Source organism: Paenibacillus sp. LS-5, assembly GCF_056121505.1.
In genome coordinates this window covers 307,688-330,428 of record NZ_JBWAVA010000004.1, presented here as the reverse complement: position 1 = coordinate 330,428, position 22,741 = coordinate 307,688, and the positions used below count along the sequence as shown (strand labels likewise).

Below are 22,741 nucleotides of genomic sequence, written 5' to 3'. Positions count from 1 at the left end.
GCAACGCATGAGAAAAATGTTCAAACAGGTCTTTCCAGCCTTTCTGGCGGCTATCCTGCTTATTCCGTTCGGCTGGCTCGCTCCGGTTGTGAAAGCTGAACCCCTGCAGCAAGAAGATACCGTAACGGTTTATCATGAAACCTTTGCAGGTGGTGCAGGCCAGGCTGTTCAATCGGGTAGCGCAAGCCTGACGGCTGTCACCGGTAAGGTTTTTGACGGCAATGCGGACGGAGCAGCTTTATACGTAAGCAACAGGGTGAACAACTGGGATGCGGCTGATTTCAAATTCAGCAGTCTCGGACTCGTAAATGGAAAAACCTACACAGTGACCGCTGTCGTCTATGTAGATGAGGGGGTAACTCTACTGGTTGGTGCAAATGCTGCACTTCAAACTGTAAGCAGCTATGGGAATTATGCAGAAACTCCTTATGAAGCAGGCTCAGCCGTTACTTTGACTAAAGAATTTACCGTGGATACCAGTAAAGATCAGGCGTTGCGCATGAATTCCAATACAGCTGGAGCTGTCGTTTCTTTCTACATCGGGGACCTCTTGATTACCGAAAAGAGAGCTTCGGGCGGGGGCGAAGAACCGCCAAGAGATCCTGCGCTGCCTTTCAATACCATTACCTTTGAAGACCAGACTACGGGTGGCTTCGAGGGCAGAGCCGGGACGGAGAAGCTGACCCTCTCAGGGGAGGATAACCATACTCAGGGCGGTTCTTATGCCTTAAAGGTAGAGAACAGATCTGCTACCTGGAACGGGCCTTCATTGCGTGTGGAGAAGTATGTAGACAAGGGAAGCGAATATACCATATCGGCCTGGGTCAAGCTGATCGATCCCGCAAGCTCCCAGCTCCAGCTATCCACACAGACCGGCAGTGGCAGCAGTGCCAATTATGTGGCTCTTTCACCCAAAACCATCAGCACCAGCGACGGCTGGGTAAAGTTTGAGGGAAGCTACCGCTATAACAGTGTAGGCGGGGAGTATTTGACCCTCTATGTCGAAAGCTCCAATAATGCAACTGCGTCCTTCTATATCGACGACATCAGCTTTGAGAAAACCGGCACAGGCCCCATTGCCATACAGAAGGATCTGGTTCCTGTAAAAAATGCCTATCAAAACGATTTCTTGATCGGCAACGCGATCTCTAGCGAGGATCTGGAAGGTGTCCGGCTGGAGCTCCTAACAATGCATCACAATGTGGCCACCGCAGGCAACGCCATGAAACCGGATGCCCTGCAGCAGGTAAAGGGGGTATTCACCTTTGAGACAGCGGATGCCATGGTAGATAAGGTTCGGGCTGAAGGGATGCAGATGCATGGGCATGTGCTGGTATGGCATCAGCAGTCTCCTGTGTGGATGAATACAGGCAAGGATGCGGAAGGCAACACCATCCCTTTGGGAAGGGACGAAGCATTGGTTAACTTGAGAACCCATATCCGAACCGTCATGGAGCATTTTGGCGACAGGGTCATCTCCTGGGATGTCGTTAATGAAGCGATGAATGATAACCCGGCGAATCCCTCCGATTGGAAAGGATCGCTCCGTCAATCTCCTTGGTATAATGCCATTGGACCCGACTACTTGGAGCAGGCCTTTCTGGCGGCGAGAGAAGTACTGGACGAACATCCCAGTTGGAATATCAAGCTGTATTACAACGACTACAATGAAGATAATCAGAATAAGGCACAGGCCATTTATAATATGGTCTCGGATATCAACGTAAAATATGCGCTTACACATCCGGGAAAACGCCTGATTGACGGCATCGGCATGCAGGCGCACTACAATGTGAATACGAACCCAGAGAATGTTAAATTGACCTTGGAGAAGTTTATTTCCCTGGGCGTAGAAGTGAGTATTACTGAGCTGGACATTCAGGCTGGCAGCAATCATCAACTTTCTGACAAGCTGGCGGATGCCCAAGGTTATCTCTACGCACAACTGATGGGTATCTTCAAAGCGCATGCCACCCATATCGGGCGCGTGACCTTCTGGGGAATGGATGACCATACGAGCTGGAGATCCGAATCCAATCCGCTGTTGTTCGATAAGAACCTGCAAGCCAAGCCGGCTTACTATGGCGTTATTGATCCTGTGAAATTCATGGGAGAGCATCAGCCAGATACCAAGGATGCCTACCAGTCCACCGCGAACTATGCCACACCTGTGGTGGACGGGACCGTGGACGCGGTCTGGAGCAACGCAGTTCCAATGCAGGTTAACCGGTACCAGATGGCTTGGCAGGGTGCAAGTGGTGTGGCCAGAACCCTCTGGGATGATCAGAATCTGTACGTATTAATCCAGGTTAGCGATGCCCAGCTCGACAAAAGCAGTGCAAACGTATGGGAACAGGATTCCGTTGAAATCTTCCTGGACGAAAACAACGGGAAAACAACGTTTTATCAAGACGATGACGGACAATTCCGAGTGAATTTTGACAACGAAACAACCTTCAGTCCGGCCAGCATCGCCGAAGGTTTCCAATCCGCTACCCAGGTTGCCGGAACCAACTACACGGTCGAAGTGAAGATTCCTTTCAGAACAATAACAGCAAGCAATGACAAGAAAATCGGATTTGACGTACAGATCAATGATGCCAAGGACGGCGCCCGTCAAAGTGTTGCCGCATGGAATGATACGACCGGCAATGGCTATCAGGATACCTCTGTGTATGGTCTGCTGACCTTATCCAGTAAACCTGCCAATTCAGAGCCGACTCCAACAGTAACACCGGCAGCCACGCCGGCAGCCACACCAGCCCCAACACCGGTACCAACAGCAACAGCAGCCGTCGGTACCAACAAAGGGACAGGAAGCGTTGCGAGCAAGGACGGCGTGGTTACGATTAAACCTGAAGTGAAGACTGAGGGTGGAGAGGCTAAGGCAGCGATCTCGGGCAACGTCTTGAACCAAGCGCTTGAGCAAGCTGCTCCAGCGGCAAATGGTAAGAAACAGATTATTATCGACTTACCGAAGCAGGCTAATGCTCTATCGTATGAAGTACAACTGCCGGCTGCGAGTTTGAAAGGTCAGGAGAACTTCGTCCTACTGCTGAAGACAGACCGGGCAACCCTTGAGATTCCAAGCAACATGCTGACCAGCATAACCGATAACATGGAGTACGTGTCTATCCGTGTAAAAGAAGTCTCCAAAGACCGTTTGCCTGCGGCAGCCCTGGATCAGATTGGCAGTGGTCCAGTGATCGATCTGAACGTGCTTGCTGGCGGTCAGGTGATGACATGGAACAACCCGAATGCGGCTGTTAAGGTTTCTATTCCCTACACACTAACAGGGGAACAGCTTAGCCATCCGGATTCGCTGGTGGCCCTGCACCTCGTTGATAATGGCAGCATGATCCCAATTCCTAATGGCCGATATGACGCAGGAAGTGGAGCGCTTATTTTTCAAACCGCCCAATTTGGTACTTATGCTGTAGTGGATGTGCCCATGGGTTTTGAAGATTTGGGGAACGTAGCTTGGGCACGGCAGGCAGTGTCCGCCCTAGCTGCACGTGATATTATCCAGGGCATCTCCCCGAGCAGCTTCTCTCCAGCAGCTTCTATGAAGAGAGGCGACTTCATCGCGCTCCTTGTGAGGGCCCTTGAGCTGAGAGGAGTAGCCCAGGATCAAGCTGTATTTCGCGATGTTCCGTCTGACGCGTATTACAGCAAAGAGCTTGCTGCCGCGAAGGAGCTAGGCATCGTCTCTGGTTATGAAGACAACACCTTCCAACCGGATCATACCATCTCTCGCCAGGATATGATGGTGATCGCTTCCCGTGCTCTGGCAGCTGCCGGCAAGAAGGGCAGTGGCACCGGAATACTCAGTGCTTATACGGATGCGGACCAAATCTCTGATTATGCCCAAGAGAGTGTGGCATCCTTGGTGAAATACGGAATCGTGAACGGCAAGAACGGCAAGCTTGCTCCGAACAAACCGCTCACCCGTGCTGAAGCAGCAGTCCTTGTGTACCGCATTTGGAAGCTGTAAGCACAGCGTTTAGACCTAAGAATTCTTTACACAAAAAACAGCCAACCGCCGGTATCTTTCCGGTGACTGGCTGTTTTTTGTGTAATCGAGACGACAGGATTCGAACCTGCGGCCTCTTACTCCCGAAGCAAGCGCTCTACCAAGCTGAGCTACGTCTCGACAATAGACAACGCCTTATTTTCTGGCAGGGAAACTATGAAACACACAAATTATACACCTCTGTGAAAGCGTTTGTAAATAATAATGAGGTAAAAATTGGTATGGTCTATTGGTTTACAATTGGTAATTTATAAATAAAGTGAATATAAGGTATAATATTCCATGTAGCGCTGCAATGCAGTAAAGTGAAGGAGGAGCAAGATGAATCAAATCCAGACTAGCAGAGATAAGAGCAGCAGAGCGTTTAAGGTTGAATTTTCAAAGGATGTCTTTGAGATTGCCCCGGATTTACATGTTGGACTGATCGCCACTTCTCATATTGCACACTTAGACAAGGATTCTGAAGTGAATGCGCTGCTCACTCATATGGAACAGGAGATCATTAACTCAGGTCTGCAAAAAGATACCGTAAGCGAAATCCCCACCATTGCTGCTTGGCGTAAGGTATACAGTCAATTTGGTGTCAAGCCCGCAAGATACCCTTGCGCTGCAGAATCTCTCATAAGACGTGTAGTCGAACAGGGGGCATTGGCACGGATCAATACGCTAGTGAATTTATGCAATGCTATATCTTTGAAGTGCCGCACACCCATAGCTTCCTGTGATATCTCTGATGTACAAGAATTTGTTATTAGAAGAGCTGTGGGGAATGAGCAATTCTTGCCGATTGGGAAAGTGGAAGAATATGAGAATCCTTCCGCCGGTGAGATTATTTATGCGGATCATTCAGGAAGGGCCCATTCCCGGCGCTGGAACTGGCGGCAGAGCGACCATATTAAGACCACCACGGAATCCTCAAGCATGCTGTTTACGATTGAAGCCGTCCATAAAGAAGCTAGAGTGCTGGTAGAGGCAACCACGTTCCTTTTAAATGAATTGCTGCACCCTTTCACCGGGGAAGGGCGATCTGAATGGGCTTTTATTCATAAAGATTCCCCGATGCATACCTTTGAATTACATACTGGGGAGGTTTTCTCGGATCGTGACAGAACCTATGAAGCAAGTGAAGAAGGGTATCATTGACTCCATTCCCATTGTTATCGGATATATCCCGGCATGTATTACCTTCGGCTTGGTTGGCAAAGCCCTTTCCTTAAGCGACCTGGAGGTCTTCCTTCTATCCGCTGTGGTCTACGCCGGAGCAAGCCAGTTTATAGCTGCCAAACTGCTCGCATTGGGAACCGCTGCACCAATTATTTTACTGCTTACGTTCGTAATTAACCTGCGATACTTTTTTATCAGCATGTCGTTCTCCTCCAGGATGAACCGGAATTCCAACCCCTTGCACAAGGGGCTTGTTGGATTCGGTCTAACAGAAGAAGTGTATGCGGTAAGCATGATGTCAGACAAACACCGGAAAGATTCAGGTAATCATTCTCTTCCTTACTTGTTGGGGCTAGAGGTCCCGCCATATGCCGTCACTCTAATCTCAACTTATGCAGGAATCTTGCTCGCAGGATATATTCCCGCAGATATTCTGCCGGCGCTGAATACTTCCCTGTACGCTTTGCTAATTGCACTGGTTATCCCCCAGATCCGGCGGGATAGAAGAAACCTGGCGATCTGCATCACAGCAGCTGCTTCCTCATGGTTGTTGCAGCCACTCTTAGGAACTGCAACTGTAGTTGTAGCCATGATCATTGGGGCATGCGTAGGTGGAATATTCCCTGTCAAAGAAGACAAGGTCAGGAGTGAAGTCTTGTGACAATATTATTAATCCTGGGAATGGGCATGATTACTTTCTTGTTCCGGTTTGCACCGCTGCTGCTCGTCAGGAAACCGGAGATGGAAGAGCGGACAAACTGGTTTCTGGAGAATCTCCCCTTGGCCGTACTCAGCGCATTAATCATTCCCGGTATTTTTCAAGTGGATGAAGAGGCCCCAATGGTTGGGATTGCAGCGGGCATTGCCGCTATTATTCTTGTACTCCTAAGAAAGGTTCCTTTGTTTGGCGTAATTATTGCTTCTGTTACCGTGGCTGTTATTGTGAAAATTCTGTGATTATTTATAGTGGGAGGATTATTCAGCTATGGATACTAAGCCGGTAGAACTGCTAGCAATATGCGGGTCAACCCGCATCGGTGGGAATACAGACCAAATTCTTCAGTATGGCAATCAAATTGCCAATCAAAGGGGTGCAAATCTCTCTGTACTGAATTTAAGAGACTTCAATATCTCTGCTTGTGGAACTTGCGGGGATTGCAATAACCGGGAGAACGCTTGCGAACTGACGGATGACATGCAGTATATTGTGCAAAGGATGCAGAAGGCCGAAGGGATTATCTATGCGGTTCCTGTTCATGGCTTTGGGATGGGGCATCTCATGCAAATATTCATAGAACGCTCAGGGGTATGCTATCTCCGGTTTGAACGCCCCCTTACAAACAAAGTAGGCGGAGCGATCATTACTGGCCGGCGCTACAATCACCAGCACGTGCATTCCCAGATTGTGAACAATATTCTGCTGAATCGGATGATTATGGTAGGGAGCGGTTTCCCCGCTCTTCTGCATGCGGGACAAGCTAATGAGGCATTCAGTGATTTGGAGGGGCTGGACTCTGTCCGAAGAATGATCAACCGGATGATTGATATGATCTCAGCCATGAAGCATTATTTGCAGATTACGAACCATTCCTTTCTGCAGTGTGAGGAAGAGAATGAGCGGAGAATATGTGAGAACGAGCTTCGGCGTCTGCAGGCACCGCTAGTATAAGAGAATAACCCCTATAAGGTTATCCATATAATGAAAAGTGAGGTTGATGGTTGTGACGAATAAGGAACTGGAAGCTCTTGGAGGGATTGATTTTCCTAACATGGAATGGACAGGTTGGGAAAAGCCGGGTGCAAACGGACGTGTGAAAATCAGTTATATCGGCAATAAGCGGCTGCGGTTACTAGAGCTTCCTCCGGGATTTAATGAAGAGCACTGGTGCCTGAAAGGGCATGTGGGTTATGTACTGCAGGGAGAATTCACCATACATTACGAGGATCGGAAGGTATCCTGCAGACCTGGAATGGGCTTCGTGATTCCTGATGGAGATCCGCACCGGTCACAAGGGATGGAAGGCAGCCCGACTCTAGTGTTTGTTATGGATGAAATGGACTAAATCAGATTGGAGTGTGAAGAATCTTGCATCCTATTCAAGTAGACACTGAAGTGCATGATATTGAGTTTCACGATCCCTTTGAGACCTATTTATCTTTGCGGGAACAGCTGGGCGAGCAGAATGTCTACTTTCTGGAAACCTTATCCGGGCCATCCAAGAGTGCACAGAGTACTTTGATTGGGTTTAACCCCCTGTTTACCATTACAGCATTTGCAACAGAGATCCAACTGACGGGGATGGAGTCCATTGTTGAGCAGATAAGCCAGGGTGCGCTGAAGGCAGGGCTGCTAATCTCTCAGGGCGGGGCTTTGCATTTGAAAGAACGAAGTGGATTATGGGATTTCTTGCGGTTCGTTCAGTCCAGGTTCAATATTTCCGTTCCGGAACAGGGAAAAGCTTTTTATTTCGGATTTTTTGGATACTTGGGCTATGATACGGCGTGGTCTGTTGAAAGTCTGCCGAGTCATATTCCGAATGATGGAACGGTCCCGGATCTTGCCTTGTCCCTTTATCAAGGGTTAATTGAATATACTTTGATCGACAAGTCGGTCAGGCTAATTCTCAACCAATCTGCCGATGGATGGGATTATATTTCCAAGGCGGAAATTTGCGATATGTTTTATCAAGGTGATTTGCAGGTAAACCAGACGTCAGCAGATGTTATAGAGCCGTTGTCGGTAGAATACACGATAGATCGTCATGCCTACCAAAATAACGTGAAGAAAGCTCTCTCGTATATTTCAGCCGGAGATATCTACCAAGTTCAGCTAGGTAATCAAATTAATATTGAGAGCCATATGACCCCAGTTGACGTATATCGGAGATTAAGGGTCCGTAATCCTTCGCCATATATGTATCTGGCTTCCTTTGGAGAGATGACTCTGATCGGTGCTAGTCCTGAGCTGTACATCAAAATACAGAGTCAAGACATTTCGATGAGGCCGATTGCAGGTACTTGTCCCACGGGTTCCACTCCAGAAGAAAATGAGAGATTTATAGAGGCTTTGAAGAAGGATGAGAAGGAAGTAGCAGAACACATTATGCTGGTAGATTTATGCCGTAATGATATTGGACGGGTCTGCCGGACAGGGACTCTGGAAGTAGAGGAACTGATGGTGATCGAAAAGTACTCACATGTGAACCATCTGGTGTCAAGTGTAAGCGGTACGCAAGTGGACTCCAAAGACATGTATGACATTATAGCAGCCACCTTTCCAGCAGGCACAATGACCGGAGCGCCGAAAATTCGGGCGATGGAAATTATAGAAGAGCTTGAAACCACGCGTCGTGGAGCTTATGCGGGAGCCGTAGGGTTTATTGATTTCAGCGGGTACGTAAATATGGCTCTTTGTATTCGGACGGCGGTTCATCGCGCACCCCATTCCTATGCTATCCGGGCTTCTGCGGGAGTGGTTGCGGATTCTGTGCCGGAGAAGGAATGGAGTGAAACTTTTCATAAAATGGGCGCCTTATTCTGGGCGATCACAGGCAGGGAGGTGCTGCATGAGAGCATTAGTCGTTGACGCGTATGATAGCTTTGTATATATTATCTGCCAATATCTGATGAAAGCGGAAGTGGAGCTGGAGGTAGTACGTAATGATCAATTAAGACCCGGTCTGGTAGAGCGTATGGCTCCAGATTTTGTAGTACTGGGTCCAGGTCCGGGCCATCCGGCTGACGCGTGCTATGTTGAGCTGATCAGGCAATATGGCGCATATCTTCCGATCCTTGGCGTATGTCTGGGACATCAGGCCATTGGGCTTTCTTTTGGCGGCGAGGTTATAGGTGCGAAACATCTCATGCATGGCAAAACCAGCGAGATTATTCATGATGGCAAAGGTTGTTTCGCAGGCCTTCATCATCCGCTTCGGGCTACGCGGTATCATTCTTTGATTGTGAGCCAGGAGGGGCTGCCGGATTGTCTTGAAGTGACTGCAGAATCAGCAGATGATGGATATATTATGGGATTACGGCATCGGGAGTTTCCAATCGAATCCGTTCAATTTCATCCGGAAAGTGTATGTACTGAAAGCGGATTTCAAATCTTTCAGAATTTCATTGCGACCTATGTGCCATGCTCAATTACATCTCAAATTGTCTAGGGGGAATCTATATGCTGCAAGAAAACCTTTCACTTCATCGTCAAGAGATTGATATCATTGACCGGCAGATTGTAGCTTTGCTCGCTGAAAGAACCCGGGTCGTTAAGAAAATCATGGTTTTAAAAACGGATGAAGAATCTGTTCGCTCTTGTGACCGGGTACAGCAGGTACTGGATAAGGTAGCCAAACTTGCAGAGGAAGCAGGTCTTGAACCGCAGATTGCAGTGGCTACTTACAGAACTTTAATTACCGTTCTGACGGATATGCAGCTTGAGTATCTGCACAACCGTGAGCAATCCGACGAGCCTGCCGTTTGAACGCCGCCATTCATGATCTGCAATCGGCCCTTATATATTTGGATGAACAGGGTGAAGGACCTCAGCGTTATAAGCTGCCAGTGGATGCTGAATATGAGTTAGCTGCTCTGTACGCCGCGCAGGGAGGTGGGGTGCCTGTCGCTTCGCCCACAGGACTGGGAAAACCCGTGATATTCGAACAAGTGAAGCCAGTGAACAAACCGGTGCTGGTTGGAATATTTGGAACCCGGAAACGTTGTGCACTCCTACTGGGGGCAGATGAACAATATATTGCAGACTTCCTGCTGGATGCCGCACACCATCCTATTGAACCTGTAAAGTGTGAGGAACCGCCCTGTCAGCAAGTGATTCATACGGACGTTGACCTGGCCAAGCTTCCTATTCCTACAATGACTGTGAAGGATGCGGGGCCTTATATTACACTCGGCTTAGTAGTCGCAAAGCATCCTCTTACGGGTGACAGTAATATTTCCATTCATCGCTTATGGGTGAAAAGCAGCAGTGAACTGACGATCTGGATGGTTCCCGGGCGCCATTTGGAGAGCTTCTACCTGGCGGCAAAAGAAATGGGAGTGCCGCTTCCAATCTCCATTAACATCGGTTTGGACCCTGCTATATATATTGCCTCTTGCTGCACGGGTGCTGTAGCCCCCAAAGGGTTCAATGAACTGGCTATTGCAGGCGGTATACGGAGACAGCCTGTTAAGGTTTCCACTTGTTTATCTGTTGCTGCAGACTGTTTGTCCGAAGCGGAATATGTATTGGAAGGTGAAATCACCCATGAATACGCTCCTGAAGGAGAGCCCGGGGGCTATTCCATGCCGGAGTTTCTGGGATATGACGGGAAGGCGCATCCCCATCTGCCTGTCGTCAGGATTACAGGCATCACCTCCTCATCTAGTCCCATATTTCAAACCGTGATTGGTCCAGGGTATGAACAGTCTAATCTATTGGCAGTAGGGATGGAGGCCGGAGTACTGCAGTTTGTCCGCAGTCATGTGACCCCCCGGATCACGAATGCCTATTGCAGTTCTGCCGGGGGAGGACAACTATTGTTATTTGCTCAATTTCATAAACAGAGTGAAGAGGATGATTCCGCAGTCAGACTCGCCGGAACGATGATCCTTCAGTCATTCCGAATGATCAAACAGGTGGTTCTGGTAGATGAGGATGTTAACCTGTTCAGTGAAGAGGAAGTGTGGTGGGCTATGACTACCCGTTTTCAGGCTGATGTTGACATCATTACTCTGCCGGGGCTTGATGGCTTCCATCTGGACCCGTCGCAATTCCCAGGCATGTCTCCACAGATTACAAAGCCGGGCATGACCACCAAGGTTGTGTTTGATTGCACAGTGCCCTACAGATTGAAGAGCCAGTTTGTAAGAACTTCTTTTTGCACATCACAAAAACTATAGGAGGTTACTCTATGAGTATTATCAAAGTAACTGCGGATGGTGTATTTGGTGAAGAGGATCAGGAGAGGTTTGGCGGAAGTTATGTACCGGAACCGCTGAAGGCAGCGCTCCATAAACTTGACGAAGCTTTTCAGCGATATAAGGACGACGAAGAATTCGAGCGAGAGTTCCATTATTATCTGAATGAATATGTGGGCAGACCGAATCCGCTCTATTATGCTCAGCGGCTGACGGATAAATTGGGTGGGGCCAAAATCTACCTTAAGCGTGAAGATTTAAATCACACCGGAGCGCATAAGATTAACAATACCATTGGCCAGGTCCTGCTTGCCCACCGGATGAAAGTCAAAAGAATCATAGCAGAGACTGGCGCAGGACAGCATGGTGTAGCCACTGCCACGGTATGTGCCTTGTTTAATATCCCTTGTACCATTTATATGGGAGAGGTGGATATTGAACGCCAGGCTCTAAATGTGTTTCGCATGCGGATGCTGGGAGCGGAAGTTGTGGCTGCAAAGTCCGGCAACAGAACCCTGAAGGAAGCTGTGGATGAGGCGCTGGATGATTTCGCGCAGAACTATGAAGATACTTACTATCTGATTGGATCTGTGGTTGGGCCTCACCCTTTTCCGCTGATGGTCCGTCATTTCCAATCTATCATTGGAAGAGAGGCCAAAGAGCAGATTCTGAAGAAGGAAGAGCGTCTTCCGGATCTGATCACTGCCTGTGTGGGCGGGGGATCGAATGCGATAGGCTTGTTTTATCCTTTCGTAGATGACCCCAGTGTCACAATAGTAGGCGTAGAGCCGGCTGGAAAAGGGATCGAGACCGGGATACATGCGGCTCCACTCTGCACAGGCAAACCGGACGTTATCCATGGTTTCAGATGTTATGTCATGGACGATGCCGAGAACTGCCACTCCATTGCAGCTGGTCTGGATTACCCTGGTGTGGGTCCGGAACATAGTTATTACAAGCATATTAAGCGGGCGGAATATGTCTCCATTACCGATGCAGAAGCGCTGGATGCCTTTTTGACTCTTTCTAAGACAGAGGGAATCATCCCGGCCCTGGAAAGCTCACACGCGGTTGCCTATGCGATGAAGGTTGCTCCAGCAATGAACAAGGATGCTATCATTGTGGTCAGTCTTTCTGGCCGGGGAGATAAGGATGTTGCTCAAGTATATGACATGCTCCAGTTACGCCCTGAGCTCCAAGAAGTATAGAAAAAAGCCATATACATCAAGCCTTCGGTGTTTTTAGACCCGGAGGCTTAAATCCATTTTAAAGAGAAATATCTCATAGGGGTTGGAGGGGCTTTACTTGGCATACGAATTGTTGATCACAATCGATAAAACACTGGATACATCCTTGTCCAGACAGGTCTATGAGCAAATTCTACAGGCTATTACTAACGGATGCTTGCGAAGCGGAGATCAGGTTCCTTCAACACGGCTATTGTCTGAGCAGATTCTAGTATCCCGCAGCGTTGTTCTTCAAGCCTATGAGCAGCTGCAGGCAGAAGGGTATCTGGAGATGAGGAAGGGAGCCGGTACATTCATTTCTGCAATTTCAGCAGGTATAGAAACAGACCCCGGCACTGAAGTGAACAACCTTTGTGAAGTGGCAACGAAAGCACCGAATTTCGTATCGGTTGAACAATCTGCATCAGCGGTGCCTTACGATTTTCGTCATGGTGTGCCAGCTTGGGATGTCTTCCCGATGGATCGTTGGCAACGGTCTTTGACTGAAGCATGCCGGAGGGCAACGCCTGATATGCTTACATACGGACCGGCAGAAGGTTCCCTGACACTTAGAGAAGAGATTGCCCGATTGGTGCGTTCAACCCGTTCCATTCCCGCACTGCCAGAGCAAATTGTCATTACAACTGGAGCTACGCAAGCTTTGGATATCCTTGCCAGGCTATGTCTCAGCAAAGGGGATCAGGTGCTGGTTGAAGACCCAACCCATAATGTGCTCAGGGAAATATTCAGCTACTCAGGCGGGGAAGTGATTCCTGTACGAGTAGATCAAGAAGGAATATGTGTTCAGGAGATTGAAGCAAGAACTCCCAAACTTCTCTACGTAACTCCTTCACATCAGTTCCCGACGGGTGTGACGATGTCATTTAACCGGAGAATTCAGCTTCTGGAATGGGCAAGAAGATCGGGAGCACTCGTTATTGAAGACGATTATGACAGTGAATACCGGTATGTCGGGCAAAAAGTATCTGCACTTGCAGGGCTGGATTCCTGTGGCCGGGTGGTATATGTAGGAAGCTTCAGCAAAATTCTGTTTCCGGCGCTGCGCATTGGATACGCCATTCTCCCCCCTTCCTTGATAGAGCCCTTTCTGGCGATCAAATGGATTACGGACCGGATGACACCTACACTGGAACAGGAGGCGCTGGCAGATTTCATACAAACCGGACAATACGCCAAACATGTGAGCCGGATGGGCAAACTATATGCCGCCCGCAGGGCTTGTCTGGTGGACGCTTTACATCAGGAATTCGGCAAACGGGTCAAGGTATTTGGAGACGAGGCCGGATTACACTTGCTCATTGAGCTGGACACAACGGTGGAGGAGAGATTGATTGCAGGGAAGGCTCTTCAGTATGGAGTTAAAATATATTCTGCATCTGATTATTTTATTAACTCTGTTCCCCAAAAACCTACATTTATTTTAGGCTATTCCAATTTATCCGAGAATCAAATAAGAACGGGTATCAAGCAGGTAGCGCGTGCAGAAAATGAATGCAGAAGAATAAATCAGGTACCTGAGATTGACAGAAATAGGGGCGCTGGCTATACTTGAAATGTTAAAATGCAAATCGGAAAAAACGTTGATGAAATGAAGTACGCCGGAGAATGGCTTGGTCAGAGAAGAGGTTCCTTTGCGATAGTATTCGCAATTGGCTGTGAGAACCTTGAAGACAGGCCGGCGGAAAGCTGATTTCGGAGTGTGGGGAAATCCCGCCGGGGGCGCCCGTTAACAGCCGCACAAGGCGATCGTCTGCTAGTTGTCCGTGAGTTCACGGATCATGGCGATAACCAGGGTGGTACCGCGATAATCATCGTCCCTGAATTTATTCAGGGGCGTTTTTTTGTTTTTTAATAACATTGAGACAGGGGCTGTACAAGATGAAAGCAAGTGAAATCCGTTCCAAATGGCTGCAGTTTTTTGAGAGTAAAGGCCACCGCATTGAGCCGAGCGCATCGCTCGTGCCGCATAATGACCCGTCACTTTTGTGGATCAACGCCGGGATGGCGCCGCTGAAGGCGTATTTCGACGGACGGGAGATTCCTGAGAATCCCCGCCTGACCAACTCGCAAAAATGCATTCGTACCAACGATATTGAGAATGTAGGTAAAACACGCCGCCACCATACGTTTTTTGAAATGCTGGGCAACTTCTCGATCGGCGACTACTTTAAGGAAGAAGCCATTACCTGGGCTTGGGAGTTCCTGACCGGCAAAGAGTGGATTGGCTTTGATCCGGAACGCATTTCCGTAACGGTATATGCAGAGGATGAAGAAGCCTTCAAGCTGTGGAATGAAAAGGTAGGGCTACCTGCAGAGCGCATCATCAAGCTGGGTGACGACAACTTCTGGGATATCGGCGAAGGTCCTTGCGGCCCTTGTTCGGAAATCTTCTATGACCGCGGTGAAGCCTACGGCAGTGACATGTCCGATCCGGAAATGTATCCGGGCGGGGAAAATGAACGCTGGCTTGAAGTGTGGAACCTGGTGTTCTCACAGTTCAACCACAACAAAGACGGCAGCTATACGCCGCTTCCGAACAAGAACATTGATACCGGAGCAGGTCTGGAACGCTTCGCTTCCATCCTGCAGGATGTCGACTCCAACTTCGATACCGATCTGTTCCAGCCGATTATCCAAAAGACAGCCAAGCTTGCGGGTGTAACTTATAAGAACAACCTGGAACAGGATATTGCCCTCAAAGTAATCGCCGACCACATCCGCACAGTAACGTTTGCTGTTGGCGACGGCGTGCTTCCTTCTAATGAAGGTCGCGGATATATTATCCGCCGTCTGCTCCGCCGCGCGGTGCGTTATGGCAAGACACTGGGTCTGGACCGTCCTTTCCTGTTCGACCTTACCGCGACCGTGGGCGAAGTGATGGGTGTCTACTATCCATCCGTTGTCGAAAACCGCGAATACATCGCCAAAATCATCCGTACCGAGGAAGAACGGTTCCATGAAACGTTGTCCGACGGTCTGGCTATTCTGGGCGAGATCAGCGCCAAAGCAAAGGCTGACGGTCTGACTGCCATTGCCGGTGCTGATGCATTCAAATTGTATGACACGTATGGCTTCCCGTTTGACCTGACGGAGGATTTTGCCTCCGAGCAGGGTCTCACCGTCGACCGCGAAGGCTTCGACATCGCTATGCAGGAGCAGCGTGACCGCGCCAGAGCTGCCCGTCAGGACGGAGGCAGCATGAAGATCCAAGGAGGACCGCTGGCTGAGCTGACGGTTAAAAGTGAATTTGTTGGATATACTGACTCCGTAGCGGAGTCTAAAATATTGGCTATTGTAGCTGATGGCACGTTGGTGGACATCGCTGGTGAAGGTACCGATTGCCAGGTTATTCTGGAATCAACGCCATTCTATGCTGAAAGCGGCGGCCAGGTCAGCGATACCGGTCTTCTGACCGGAGGTTCGGTGACAGCCAAGGTAACCGGACTTTTCAAAGCTCCGCATGGCCAGCATGTTCATCTGGTAACCGTAGAAGCCGGGGAGCTGAGAGTGGGCGACAGTATCCGCGCTGAAGTGAACCGTGAGCAGCGTGAGGACATTGTTAAGAACCATACAGCAACTCACCTGCTGCACAAGGCACTCAAAGAAGTGCTTGGCGGCCATGTGAATCAAGCCGGTTCTTTAGTAGAAGGCGCACGTCTGCGTTTTGACTTCTCGCACTTTGGGGCAATTACCCCGGAAGAGCTGAGCGACATTGAACACCGGGTGAATGCGCAAATCTGGCGCGGCCTGGATGTAGTTATTGAGAACAAGCCGATTGATGAAGCCAAGGCTATGGGTGCCATGGCGCTCTTCGGCGAAAAATACGGCAACATCGTGCGCGTGGTTCAGGTTGGTGATTATAGTCTTGAGCTGTGCGGCGGTATCCATGTTTCCAACACCTCCCAGATCGGGATCTTCAAGCTGGTCAGTGAGAGCGGCATTGGTTCCGGGGTTCGCCGGATCGAGGCGGTAACCGGACGTTATGCGTACCAGTTCACTGAAAGCCAGCTGGATCTTTTGAAGCAATCGGCAGGACTGCTGAAGTCTTCCTTGAACGATGTGCCAAAACGCATTGATGCACTGCATGCCCAAGTGCGTGAGCTGTCCCGTGAGAATGAATCGTTGCAATCCAAGCTGAGTGCGACCTTTGCTGCTGAACTGACCGGTAATGTAAAAACCATAGGCGGCAGTACACAGCTGCTCGCTGTTGCCGTTCAAGCAGGCAATATGGATGCGCTGCGCTCCACTGCAGATGAACTGAAATCCAAGCTGCCGGATGCAGTGCTCGTGCTGGGCGCCGCTATGGACGACAAAGTCAACTTTGTTGTATCCGTACCTCAGGTTCTCGTCCAGAAAGGCTTCCACGCCGGCAAGCTAGTGAAGGAAATCGCAGCGGTATGCGGCGGCGGCGGCGGCGGTCGTCCAGATATGGCGCAAGCCGGAGGCAAGGACGCTTCTAAGCTGGCTGAAGCTCTTCTGAAGGCTGAGGAGCTTGTAGCTGCCCTGGCTTAAGCTGCTAAAGTGACGGATGTACATGAAATCGGAAATGAGAGTTGCCGCAGCGGTACTGAGAGCAATATATCAGTACCGCTGCTTTATACGCACAAAGCTGAAAAATGTATATTTTTTGTCAATATTCACTTTCGGCGAACATCTGCAATAGCTTAAAACCCAAAAAAATCTCTATTTTTGTAGACGAAATACCAAAAAAAGCGTTACCAAGGGGGAAGGATTTCCTCGTTGGGCCATGAATATGTTATGATGAGGGCAGCAAGTCAGCTGTATAGCAGCAACTTTGCGAAGCCGCCCAAGAAGCGGGTGATTTTGCAGAAGGAAGGTGTCACAAATGGACTCCATGGACAAAACGGTCAAATTCAATGTAAAGGGCGATGAGAAGGAAGCCTCTTCCCAAGAAATACTGCTCGCGGTATACGATGCGCTGGTGGAGAAGGAGTATCATCCCATCAACCAGATCGTAGGGTATCTTATTTCTGGAGATCCGGCTTATATTCCGCGCCATAACAATGCGAGAAGTTTGGTCCGGAGGAAAGAACGTGATGAGCTGATTGAGGAACTGGTTCGTTTCTACCTCGCTAATCATCGGGCGGATCATCCGAAATGATGAAGAAGCTAGGTCTGGATTACGGCGACCGTAGGATCGGAGTTGCCACAAGTGATATTTTTGGATGGACTGCACAAGCTCTGGAGACGATTGAGCGGCGCGGCGACGGAAATGAGTTCAAGCGTATCCGCGAACTGGTCAAGGAACATGAGATTGGAGAGATTGTTGTAGGCCTTCCGAAGAATATGAATGGCTCAGTAGGACCCCGCGGTGAGATCTGCATCGAGTTTGCCGGTAGGCTTCGGGATGAGCTCGAAATGCCCGTACACCTTTGGGATGAGCGTCTGACGACGGTATCTGCAGAGCGGATACTGATTGATGGGGACGTCAGCCGGAAGAAACGCAAAGGGATTGTAGACAAAATGGCTGCAGCCCTGATTTTGCAAAATTTTTTGGATGCTAACAGTAAAAGGTGAGGGGTGTGTTGGAGTGACAAACGAGCAGATTGGCCAAGAAGAAGAACCGGAAATTATCTACATTCCTGATGAGGAAGGTAATGAAGAGGAATTTGAGGTCATTATGAAATTTGAAGTCGACGGTTCAGATGCCAAGTATATGATGGTAGTTCCGCTGGATTCCGAGGATGAAGAGAGCGATGAGGTGTATGCGTTCCGTTATGAAGAAGACGGCGACGATCTTCAACTCTTTATGATCGAGAGTGATGAGGAATGGGCTATTGTGGAGGAAACCTTCAATACGCTGGTAGATGAGCTCGACGGAGGAGCGGAGAATGACTGAGTTTTCCGCTGATCAGGTGGTTTGGACTTCAAAGCTTACAGAAGTATATGGAGAAACAGTAGAACTGGAAGACGAGCACGGCAAATCTTCCGTTTACGATATTATTGCCGAATTTGAAGTTGGTGACCGCGCATATGCGGTGCTTGCCGGCTCCGGGAAAGACGCCGAACAGGAGATTCTGCGGATTGTGGTATCCCCTGACGGACTTCCCGAACTGGAGAGCATCGTGGATGATGAGGAATGGGAAAATGTCAACGAGCTGTACGACGAGCTGACTTTTCCCGCTGACGAAAGCGAATAAACTTCCATATGTACGCTATAGCAAGGCTTGGCACGGAAGAGGGCGGGATTTTCCCGCGCTCTTTTTGCTTGAGATCGAAGGAAAATATACTTATCTAAAAATATATGTTGAATTTGAGACAGTACAATTTTATACTTTATAGTCGGAAAGTGAGGAGTGACATTTGAAAGCTGCAATCCGCACCTTGGCTCTAATCATCCTTTTGCTCGCTGTAATCGGCGGCGGAGGAGCCTGGTACATCTGGAATGGCATGCAGCCGGTGAAGCCGGCAGGCCCCCCGGTAACTTTTACGATAGAGAAGGGAATGGGTAGCTCGGAAATTGCTGATCTGCTCGAACAAAATGGTATCATACGCAAAGGATTATTTTTTAAAGGCTACCTGAAGTGGGTCAAAGAAGGGTCAAGCTTTAAGGCAGGCACCTATACCGCCAGTCCAGGGGACACGTATGATTCATTGATTGCCCGCCTGAATGCAGGGGATGTGGTGAAAAAGGAAACAGTTTCCTTTACGATACCTGAGGGGTATACGGCCAAGCAGGTTGCCGATAAGCTCGCTGCAGCCTGGAATCAGAAACCCGAAGTATTCCTGAAAATTATAGATTCGGGTGCGGGTCTTGAAGCCGTAGGCCGACTTGGTATTCCCGAAGACAGCAAGCTTCGCCATCGCCTGGAGGGTTATTTGTTTCCGGAGACGTATGAGCTTGTAAAGGGGAGCACTCCGGAGCAGGTTGTAGAAGCGATGCTGGAGCAGCTTGAGAAGAAGCTGGACAGCATTGAAGGTTGGCAAAGCAAACTGGACGAACGAGGACTCTCTCTGCATGAGCTGCTGACGGTGGCTTCGCTTGTTGAGCGTGAGGTTGTAGTAGACAAGGAACGTCCGATTGTGGCCGGAGTCATCTATAACAGGCTGGATAAGGGACAGAAGCTGGAGATTGATGCAACGGTTCAGTACCTGCTGGACAAACAGAAGGAACGTCTATATGAGAAGGATCTGAAGGTAGATAGTCCTTATAATACGTATTCTAACGAGGGTCTGCCGCCTGGACCCATCAGCAACCCTGGCCTTGCATCTATTCAGGCTGCCCTGACCCCAGAAGCTTCCGATTATTATTTCTACGTAACCAAAAAAGATGGCTCGCAGGGCCATTTATTCGGCAAGACGTATAAGGAACATTTAGCCAATATCAAAAAAAGTGAACAAAACCAGTGAGAAACAGGTAGAATTATCAGTGGTGCAGTGAGTTTTAGTGCGGCAGATCGTGACACTTTGATACACGAGTGGTGCGCTTTGGTGCAGTGAGCAGTGGTGCAGAAAAGTGCTACATCCGGTTAATATGAATTTATTTATTTACTTAGCGGGAATTACTGCCGCTAAATTCATTTCAATCCTCACATTCTTAAGATTAGCGGGAAATATGCCCTCTAATCTTTATCGTGTTATCATTAAGTACCAAACCGAGATAATTAGAGGGTACGAATCCCTTTAATTGCACCAAATGATCCATTACAACGAATTTAGAGGGAGCGAATCCCCTTAAATTAGTTTGCTACGTAAATTTAGTTCTTACAAAGCTTTTAGGAGGGTGCAACATGAATAACAAAACGGAGCTTCTGGCGACAGCCGCTTCCTTGGAAGAAGCGGCTGTGCTGCTGGAGGCCGGTGCGGACGCGCTGTTGATTGGTGATGACCGCTTTGGCATGCGTCTGGCTGGCCATTTCTCGCTGGAGGATACTGCGAAGGTGATCAAGCTGGCTCATGCAAGAGGCTGCAAAGTGTATGCTGGCCTGGGTGGCCTAATGTCCAACCGGCTGCTGGATGAGCTTCCCGCGTATATAAAAGCCATTGCGGAACTGGGTGTAGATGGCATCGAATTTGGTGATCCAGCCGTGCTCGCTGCAGTGAAATCCGAGGCAGCGGGACTGAAGCTGCACTGGAATGCGGAAATGACTTCAACTAACTATGCCACAGCCAATTACTGGGGGCGTAAGGGTGCTTCGCGGGTTGTTCTGGCGCGTGAGCTGAATATGGATGAAATGACCGAAATGGTACCGCTCCTGGAAGTTGAAGCCCAGGTGCAGGTGCATGGCATGACGAATATTTATCACTCCAAGCGCAAGTTGGTTGCAAGCTACATGTCTCACCAGGGCCGTCCGAGTGATGGCGGAAGCCTGGGTAAGGAGCGGGGATTGTTCCTGATCGAAGCTGAGCGCCCCAATGAAAAGTTTCCGATATACGAGGATGAGAACGGGACGCATATTATGAGCTCCGATGATATTTGCATCCTGGAAGATCTGCATTTTCTGCTGAAGGCCGGTGTGCACAGCCTGAAGATTGAAGGGCTGCTGAAGCCGGTTGCCTACAACGAAGCTGTCGTCAAGGCGTACCGCCGTGCGATTGACCTGTACGCTGCTAATCCTGAAGGCTATGCCTTCCAGGAGGATTGGATGGATGGCATCCGTGCGCTGCAAGATCCTGAGCGCGAATTGTCCTTCGGATTTTTCTACAAGGAACAGGTATATTAAAATATAATAAAAAAGCAATGACTCAGCTTTTTAAAATAGATCATTAAGCAACATTAAGGTGCAGCAGTGGAGGGGAAGTTTGGAACTGTAGGAGCGGTAGCGTCCGCCTTTAGGTTTGGATTTCTACCCCGGCCAGCGGTTAAGTTCGGGAAATCCAAACCTAACAGCGGCCGGAAGTCCAAACATTTCCCGCAGCTGCGTTCAACATCAAAATGTAAGCTTTTTAAGCTGTTTTAACTGATGAGACAATGGAGGGGAGAACAGGAATGGGAACCATGACCAAGCCGCAATACAAAGGCAAACGTTACCGTCTGGACAAACCGGAGCTCCTAGCTCCGGCGGGTAATCTGGAGAAATTGAAATTCGCCGTACACTATGGTGCGGATGCAGTATATATTGGAGGACAGAAATACGGCCTGCGCTCGGGAGCGGATAACTTCAGCTTTGAAGAGATGCGCGAAGGTGTGGAATTTGCCAAAAAATACGGTGCCAAGGTTTTTGTAGCTACGAATATTTATGCCCATAATGAAGATATCGCGGGGATTGAAGAATACCTGCGTAATCTATATGAAGCGGGAATTGCTGCCATTATCGTGGCAGATCCTGCCATAGTGGATACCGCACGCCGTCTGGTGCCGGGTCTTGAAGTGCATCTGAGTACCCAGCAGTCCACACTCAACTGGCATGCCGTTTCTTTCTGGAAAGAAGAAGGACTGCCGCGTGTCGTGCTCGGCCGTGAAACGAGCCTGGAGGAAATCGCCGAGATTAAGCAGCATGTCGATATTGAAATCGAGAGCTTCATCCATGGAGCAATGTGTTCCTCCTACTCCGGCCGTTGTGTGCTGTCTAACCACTTTACAGACCGTGATTCGAACCGCGGGGGCTGCTGCCAGTCCTGCCGCTGGAAATACGATCTGTTCGAGGATGCCCGCCCTGAAGGGGATTGGGTATCCGAAGAAGATCAGGCCCAGGCGCAGCATTCTCCTCAGCCGCTTAAGCCGGGGGTAACCCAGCTTCCACTGCATCAGCCGGAGGATAACCCATTCTCGATGGGTTCCAAGGATTTGTGCATGCTGGAGAGTATTCCCGAGCTGATCGAAGTCGGCATTGACAGCTTCAAGATCGAAGGCCGGATGAAGTCCATCCACTACGTGGCGACGGTCGTCAATGCTTACCGCAAAGCCATCGATGCCTATATGGCCGACCCTGAAGGGTACGTGCTGAAGCCGGAATGGCTGGAGGAGCTGCAGAAGGCGGCGAACCGTCCGCTGAATACCGGATTCTTCTACGATACGCCGGATCATGAGGATCATATTTATGAGCCAGAGGAAAAAGCGGCTCCTTATGACTTTGCCGGACTGGTGCTGGAGTACGATGCGGCCAGCGGAACTGCGCTGATTCAGCAGCGCAACCACTTCAAGCCGGGTCAGGAAGTAGAGTTCTTCGGGCCTGACAATACGTTCTTCAAACAAACGGTAGGCGAGCTGTGGGACGAAGAAGGCCAGCCGCTTGATGCTGCGCGCCATCCGCTCCAGCGGATACGCATGAAGGTGGATCAGCCTGTTGCATATTTCGACATGATGCGTAAAAAGAAATAGTATTTTTAGAGTATTCTGCGGGAATGCACCTCTGATGAGGGGCATTCCTTTTTGATTTATAGCATTAAATGGAAAATGACTAAAATATATAAAGATTCT

The 22,741-nt window shown here is 49.3% G+C and carries 20 protein-coding genes and 1 tRNA gene; 20 read left to right on the top strand and 1 reads right to left on the bottom strand.

Annotated elements, in window-relative coordinates; translation table 11 throughout:
• Nucleotides 1–7: 7 nt before the first annotated feature.
• Entirely contained in the window at nt 8–3,994 is a 3,987-nt protein-coding gene (locus tag AC0MA3_RS09025) for a glycoside hydrolase family 10 protein (RefSeq protein WP_474655916.1), read from the top strand.
• A gap of 85 nt (nt 3,995–4,079) precedes the next feature.
• Here AC0MA3_RS09025 and AC0MA3_RS09020 read toward each other — a convergent pair.
• Nucleotides 4,080–4,153: transfer RNA gene (locus tag AC0MA3_RS09020), tRNA-Pro, on the bottom strand.
• A gap of 201 nt (nt 4,154–4,354) precedes the next feature.
• Here AC0MA3_RS09020 and AC0MA3_RS09015 point away from each other — a divergent pair.
• From AC0MA3_RS09015 to AC0MA3_RS08925, 19 genes are all read left to right on the top strand, one after another.
• The gene (locus AC0MA3_RS09015) at nt 4,355–5,176 is read left to right on the top strand and encodes a B3/B4 domain-containing protein (protein WP_474655915.1); all 822 of its coding nucleotides are present in this window, start codon (nt 4,355–4,357) and stop codon (nt 5,174–5,176) included.
• Nucleotides 5,136–5,858, top strand: a complete 723-nt coding sequence (locus AC0MA3_RS09010; RefSeq protein ID WP_379160198.1) for an AzlC family ABC transporter permease — start codon at nt 5,136–5,138, stop codon at nt 5,856–5,858. Before AC0MA3_RS09015 ends, AC0MA3_RS09010 begins: the two co-directional genes overlap by 41 nt.
• Entirely contained in the window at nt 5,855–6,154 is a 300-nt protein-coding gene (locus tag AC0MA3_RS09005; RefSeq protein ID WP_474655914.1) for an AzlD domain-containing protein, read from the top strand. Before AC0MA3_RS09010 ends, AC0MA3_RS09005 begins: the two co-directional genes overlap by 4 nt.
• Nucleotides 6,155–6,182: 28 nt before the next feature.
• The gene (locus AC0MA3_RS09000) at nt 6,183–6,866 is read left to right on the top strand and encodes a flavodoxin family protein (RefSeq protein ID WP_474655913.1); all 684 of its coding nucleotides are present in this window, start codon (nt 6,183–6,185) and stop codon (nt 6,864–6,866) included.
• 52 nt (nt 6,867–6,918) lie between these two features.
• On the top strand, nt 6,919–7,260 hold the full coding sequence (locus tag AC0MA3_RS08995) for an AraC family ligand binding domain-containing protein (protein ID WP_379160208.1): 342 nt from the start codon (nt 6,919–6,921) through the stop codon (nt 7,258–7,260).
• 23 nt (nt 7,261–7,283) lie between these two features.
• Nucleotides 7,284–8,783, top strand: coding sequence for an anthranilate synthase component I family protein (locus AC0MA3_RS08990; protein WP_474655912.1), 1,500 nt, complete (start codon nt 7,284–7,286; stop codon nt 8,781–8,783).
• Nucleotides 8,764–9,363: an anthranilate synthase component II gene (locus AC0MA3_RS08985; RefSeq protein WP_379160214.1), complete on the top strand. Its 600-nt coding sequence runs from the start codon at nt 8,764–8,766 to the stop codon at nt 9,361–9,363. The genes AC0MA3_RS08990 and AC0MA3_RS08985 overlap by 20 nt, the downstream gene beginning before the upstream one ends.
• An 11-nt stretch (nt 9,364–9,374) precedes the next feature.
• Nucleotides 9,375–9,680 carry a chorismate mutase gene (locus AC0MA3_RS08980; RefSeq protein ID WP_379160216.1) on the top strand — a complete coding sequence of 102 codons (306 nt, stop codon included), beginning with the start codon at nt 9,375–9,377 and terminating at the stop codon, nt 9,678–9,680.
• Nucleotides 9,677–11,095: a UbiD family decarboxylase gene (locus AC0MA3_RS08975; protein WP_474655911.1), complete on the top strand. Its 1,419-nt coding sequence runs from the start codon at nt 9,677–9,679 to the stop codon at nt 11,093–11,095. Before AC0MA3_RS08980 ends, AC0MA3_RS08975 begins: the two co-directional genes overlap by 4 nt.
• An 11-nt stretch (nt 11,096–11,106) precedes the next feature.
• The gene (gene trpB / locus AC0MA3_RS08970; RefSeq protein ID WP_474655910.1) at nt 11,107–12,321 is read left to right on the top strand and encodes a tryptophan synthase subunit beta; all 1,215 of its coding nucleotides are present in this window, start codon (nt 11,107–11,109) and stop codon (nt 12,319–12,321) included.
• A 97-nt stretch (nt 12,322–12,418) separates the two neighbouring features.
• Nucleotides 12,419–13,912 (top strand): MocR-like pyridoxine biosynthesis transcription factor PdxR, encoded by a 1,494-nt coding sequence (gene pdxR / locus AC0MA3_RS08965; protein WP_474655909.1) that lies wholly within the window; start codon nt 12,419–12,421, stop codon nt 13,910–13,912.
• Between the two features lie 326 nt (nt 13,913–14,238).
• A complete protein-coding gene (gene alaS / locus AC0MA3_RS08960) occupies nt 14,239–16,872 on the top strand; it encodes an alanine--tRNA ligase (RefSeq protein WP_474655908.1) in 2,634 nt (877 codons plus the stop codon).
• A 334-nt stretch (nt 16,873–17,206) separates the two neighbouring features.
• Nucleotides 17,207–17,482, top strand: coding sequence for an IreB family regulatory phosphoprotein (locus tag AC0MA3_RS08955; RefSeq protein WP_074084724.1), 276 nt, complete (start codon nt 17,207–17,209; stop codon nt 17,480–17,482).
• A complete protein-coding gene (gene ruvX, locus AC0MA3_RS08950) occupies nt 17,482–17,898 on the top strand; it encodes a Holliday junction resolvase RuvX (RefSeq protein WP_379160916.1) in 417 nt (138 codons plus the stop codon). Before AC0MA3_RS08955 ends, ruvX begins: the two co-directional genes overlap by 1 nt.
• A 13-nt stretch (nt 17,899–17,911) precedes the next feature.
• Entirely contained in the window at nt 17,912–18,220 is a 309-nt protein-coding gene (locus tag AC0MA3_RS08945) for a DUF1292 domain-containing protein (protein WP_379160236.1), read from the top strand.
• Entirely contained in the window at nt 18,213–18,521 is a 309-nt protein-coding gene (locus tag AC0MA3_RS08940; protein ID WP_379160239.1) for a DUF1292 domain-containing protein, read from the top strand. The genes AC0MA3_RS08945 and AC0MA3_RS08940 overlap by 8 nt, the downstream gene beginning before the upstream one ends.
• A 163-nt stretch (nt 18,522–18,684) precedes the next feature.
• Complete coding sequence (mltG, locus tag AC0MA3_RS08935; protein ID WP_474655907.1) at nt 18,685–19,731, top strand: endolytic transglycosylase MltG; 1,047 nt, start codon at nt 18,685–18,687, stop codon at nt 19,729–19,731.
• A 380-nt stretch (nt 19,732–20,111) separates the two neighbouring features.
• The gene (locus AC0MA3_RS08930) at nt 20,112–21,044 is read left to right on the top strand and encodes a peptidase U32 family protein (RefSeq protein WP_474655906.1); all 933 of its coding nucleotides are present in this window, start codon (nt 20,112–20,114) and stop codon (nt 21,042–21,044) included.
• A 266-nt stretch (nt 21,045–21,310) separates the two neighbouring features.
• The gene (locus AC0MA3_RS08925; protein ID WP_474655905.1) at nt 21,311–22,642 is read left to right on the top strand and encodes a peptidase U32 family protein; all 1,332 of its coding nucleotides are present in this window, start codon (nt 21,311–21,313) and stop codon (nt 22,640–22,642) included.
• Nucleotides 22,643–22,741: the final 99 nt, after the last annotated feature.